This window comes from Bradyrhizobium hipponense (genome assembly GCF_008123965.1).
Classification (GTDB): Bacteria; Pseudomonadota; Alphaproteobacteria; order Rhizobiales; family Xanthobacteraceae; genus Bradyrhizobium; species Bradyrhizobium hipponense.
This window is the reverse complement of sequence record NZ_VSTH01000093.1, coordinates 1-3,331: the sequence shown is the minus strand read 5'-3', so window position 1 is coordinate 3,331 and position 3,331 is coordinate 1. Positions and strand designations below refer to the sequence as shown.

The window sequence follows — 3,331 nt, the reverse complement described above, 5'->3', positions numbered from 1 at the left end:
TGCGGAATCCGAGGCAAAGCGGCCACCGATTCCGACGGAAGGCGGCCACCGAGTCCGATCGAAAGCGGCCACCCAATCCGAAGGAAGGCGGCCACCCTGTTGATAGGGTGAGACGGGGGGCGTTGTCGGCAATCTGAACGGGGCAAGGTCCCTCCTTTTGCGGTTCACGCAATGGGAGGTCCGATGCCCGCCGAGAGATTGCCGATGCGGAAGATTCGAGAAGTTCTACGCCTGAAGTATTCCTGTGGAACGAGCGATCGGGTGATCTCCCGCTCGGTCGGGATCGGTCGCACGGCGATCGCGGAGTATGTCCGCCGGGCCGCGGTGATCGGCATCACCTGGCCGATCCCGGAGGAGCTCGACGACACTGCGCTGGAGCGCAAGCTGTTCGCGCCGGCCGGCTACAACCCGCCGCGATTGAAGCCGCTTCCGGAATGGGGACACATCCATGCCGAGTTGCGCCGCCGCAGCGTAACGCTGGCGCTGCTGTGGGAGGAATACCGCGGGCATCATCCCGACGGCTACGGCTACAGCCGGTTCTGCGACCTCTACGTCGAATGGCGCCACGGGATCACGGCGACCATGCGGCAGACCCACGCGGCCGGCGAAAAGCTGTTCGTGGACTTCGCCGGCGATACCGTGCCGGTGTTCGACGGGCTCACCGGGGAGGTCCGCGCCGCCAAGATCTTCGTCGCGGTCATGGGAGCGTCGAATTACACATTCGTCCAAGCTCGGTTCAGCGAGGCGTTGCCCGACTGGATCGGCGCCCATGTGGATGCGCTGACCTTCCTGGGCGGGGTGCCGAAGGCGCTCGTCTGCGACAATCTGAAGGCCGGGGTCACGACGGCGAGCCGCTACGAGCCGGGGGTCAACCGGACCTACCAGGATCTCGCGGCCCATTACGGCACCACCATCATGCCGGCGCGGCCGCGCAAGCCGCGCGACAAGGCCAAGGTCGAGGCGGCGGTTCTCATCGTTCAGCGATGGATTTTGGCGCGGCTGCGCAATCGGCGTTTCTTCTCGCTCGCCGAGTTGAACGTCGCGATCCGCATCCTGGTCGACGACCTCAATGCCCGCCTGATGCGCAAGCTCGGTGCCAGCCGCCGTGAGTTCTTCGACACCATTGATCGTCCGGCCCTGATGCCGCTGCCGCCCGAGCCCTATCAGTACGCCGAATGGCGCCGCGCGCGCGTGGCGCCGGATTACCACGTCGAAGTTCAGGGACACTTCTACTCGGTGCCATCCCGCTTGATCCGCCAGGTCGTCGAGGTGCGGGCCACCGAGGCTACCATCGAGGTATTCCATCGCGGCACCCGCATCGCCAGCCACGCACGCTCGGGCTTGAAGCGCCGGCACACGACGATCCCAGAGCACATGCCGAGCGCGCATCGCCGATACGCCTTCTGGACGCCGGCGCGTCTGCTGGCCGCCGCCGAGAAGATCGGTCCGTCCACGGTCGCGCTGTGCGAGGCGATCATGCGGACAAAGCCCCATCCTGAGCAGGGCTTCCGCTCCTGTCTCGGTATCCTGCGGATGGAGAGGACCTATGGGGCGCAGCGTCTCGAGGCCGCATGCCGCCGTGGCATCAGCATCGGCGCAGCGAGCTATCGGTCGATCGCCTCGATCCTCAAGACCGGCCTCGACAAGGCCTTCCTTCCTGACACCACCCCCGACGCCGATCCCATTCAGCACGGCAACATCCGGGGCCGCGGCTACTACCACTGACCAGCAAGAAGGAGACCTTATGCTCAGCAACCACACCCACGAACGTCTTGCCGCTCTCGGGCTCGCCGGCATGGCCAAGGCCTTCGATGATCAGCAACGCCAACCCGATGTCACCGCGCTGACCTTCGAGCAGCGGCTCGGCCTGATGATTGATCGCGAAGCAACCGAGCGGGAGAACAAAAGGCTCACCGTGCGCCTGAAGTTCGCCTCGCTCCGGCAGACCGCAATCGTCGAAGATGTCGATCTGCGCGCGCCGCGCGGCATCGATCGCGCCTTCTTTGCCAAGCTCGTCGATGGCGATTGGATCGGCCGCAAGCAAAATTTGCTCATCACCGGGCCGACCGGCGTCGGCAAGAGCTGGATCGCCTGCGCGCTCGGCCACAAGGCGTGCCGCGATAATCGATCCGTCTTATATCATCGCCTGCCAAGGCTGTTCGAAGCTCTTGCGCTCGCCCGCGGCGACGGACGCTATGCGCGGCTCCTCAAGACGCTATCGAGGGTCGATTTGCTCATCCTCGATGATTGGGGCCTCGCCCCGCTTACCGGCGAGCAGCGTCGCGACCTCCTCGAAGTCGTCGACGATCGACACCAGCGCGGATCGACCATCATCACCAGCCAGGTGCCGATCGAAAATTGGCATGAGGTCATCGCCGAGCCGATGACTTCATGATGCCTCCTTCTTCGAACGCTTGGTGCGTCGTACCTGATTGCGAAGTTGACTGATTTGTTCGTCTGAGAGCTCGATCTGCCATGGCTGGCCTTTGGCTAACTGACGACCTGCCAGCCATCCGCGCGCGAGATAATCGAACACCGTTTGCGGGGTTACTCCAAGCTCGGCCGCTGCGCCCTGAATCGAGAAGCTACCATCAGGCCAGCGCATCGGATTCTTGTCGACGCCGTTGATTTTGATGGTGGGAATGCCCCAGCGGGTACGCAAAAGCCAGACGTTCTCGCCTTTGAAGGCACAGCCTCGTGCCGCAACGAAGCCTTCCTGATTGAGTATTGCTGCGATCTCGCCATCCATTTTGTGTTCAGCATTCAACTCGACGATCCGTCGCCGCAACCGATCAATGTCGATGTAGTTGCGGTAGGTGTGAACGCGCCGTTGTACGTGATGCTCGCTGGTTGCGCCGGTCTGCCAGACGATCTTGAGCCACACCTGACCTCGGGTCCGCTTTTGATCAAGAACGACTTCGCGGATGACAAATCGCAGAATGCGCTTGCGATCGGCTGCCGACGTGGTGGCCGCATTCCAAATCCGCGGCAGGTTCTCGCCGAGCGCTTGTAGCCCTGCGCGTTCCGCTGGGCCAATCAGGAGCGGCTCTTGCGCGCGCCAACGCGCATGCTCCTGCTCGACCGCCTCGACGACACGCAGCTTGTCTTCCCAAGCCCGCTCAAGGGAGCGCGCCACAAGACGGTTCTCGGGCTCTACGGCGTCATACTGACGCCTAGCGCGCTCGGCCTCGTAGCGGGCGCGCTCCACGCGAAGCGCCCACTGGCGCTCGAGCTGACGGCTCTCTTGCTCCAGTTGGCCCGCCGCCGCGAGTGCGATCGCAATCTGATCCGGCACCAGGGCATCGAGGACGACCCGCTCGACCAGCGCGTC

At 64.0% G+C, this 3,331-nt stretch carries 2 protein-coding genes and 1 pseudogene; 2 read left to right on the top strand and 1 reads right to left on the bottom strand.

Annotated features, from left to right (window positions below; all coding sequences use genetic code 11):
- The first annotated feature begins 183 nt into the window (after positions 1 to 183).
- Both istA and istB read left to right on the top strand, forming a co-directional pair.
- Complete coding sequence (gene istA, locus FXV83_RS26025) at positions 184 to 1,725, top strand: IS21 family transposase (protein ID WP_148742467.1); 1,542 nt, start codon at positions 184 to 186, stop codon at positions 1,723 to 1,725.
- A gap of 19 nt (positions 1,726 to 1,744) precedes the next feature.
- Positions 1,745 to 2,395 carry an IS21-like element helper ATPase IstB gene (istB, locus tag FXV83_RS26020; RefSeq protein ID WP_283811727.1) on the top strand — a complete coding sequence of 217 codons (651 nt, stop codon included), beginning with the start codon at positions 1,745 to 1,747 and terminating at the stop codon, positions 2,393 to 2,395.
- On the opposite strand, the pseudogene FXV83_RS44965 reads toward istB, so the two are convergent.
- Positions 2,390 to 3,331 (bottom strand): annotated as a pseudogene (locus tag FXV83_RS44965) (recombinase family protein); the annotation flags it as partial. The gene istB and the pseudogene FXV83_RS44965 overlap by 6 nt on opposite strands.

What these genes read in the sequence shown, in the direction of transcription:
- istA (WP_148742467.1), top strand. Translation starts at nt 184, where the DNA reads ATGCCCGCCGAGAGATTGCCGATGCGGAAGATTCGAGAAGTTCTACGC.
- istB (WP_283811727.1), top strand. Translation starts at nt 1,745, where the DNA reads ATGCTCAGCAACCACACCCACGAACGTCTTGCCGCTCTCGGGCTCGCC.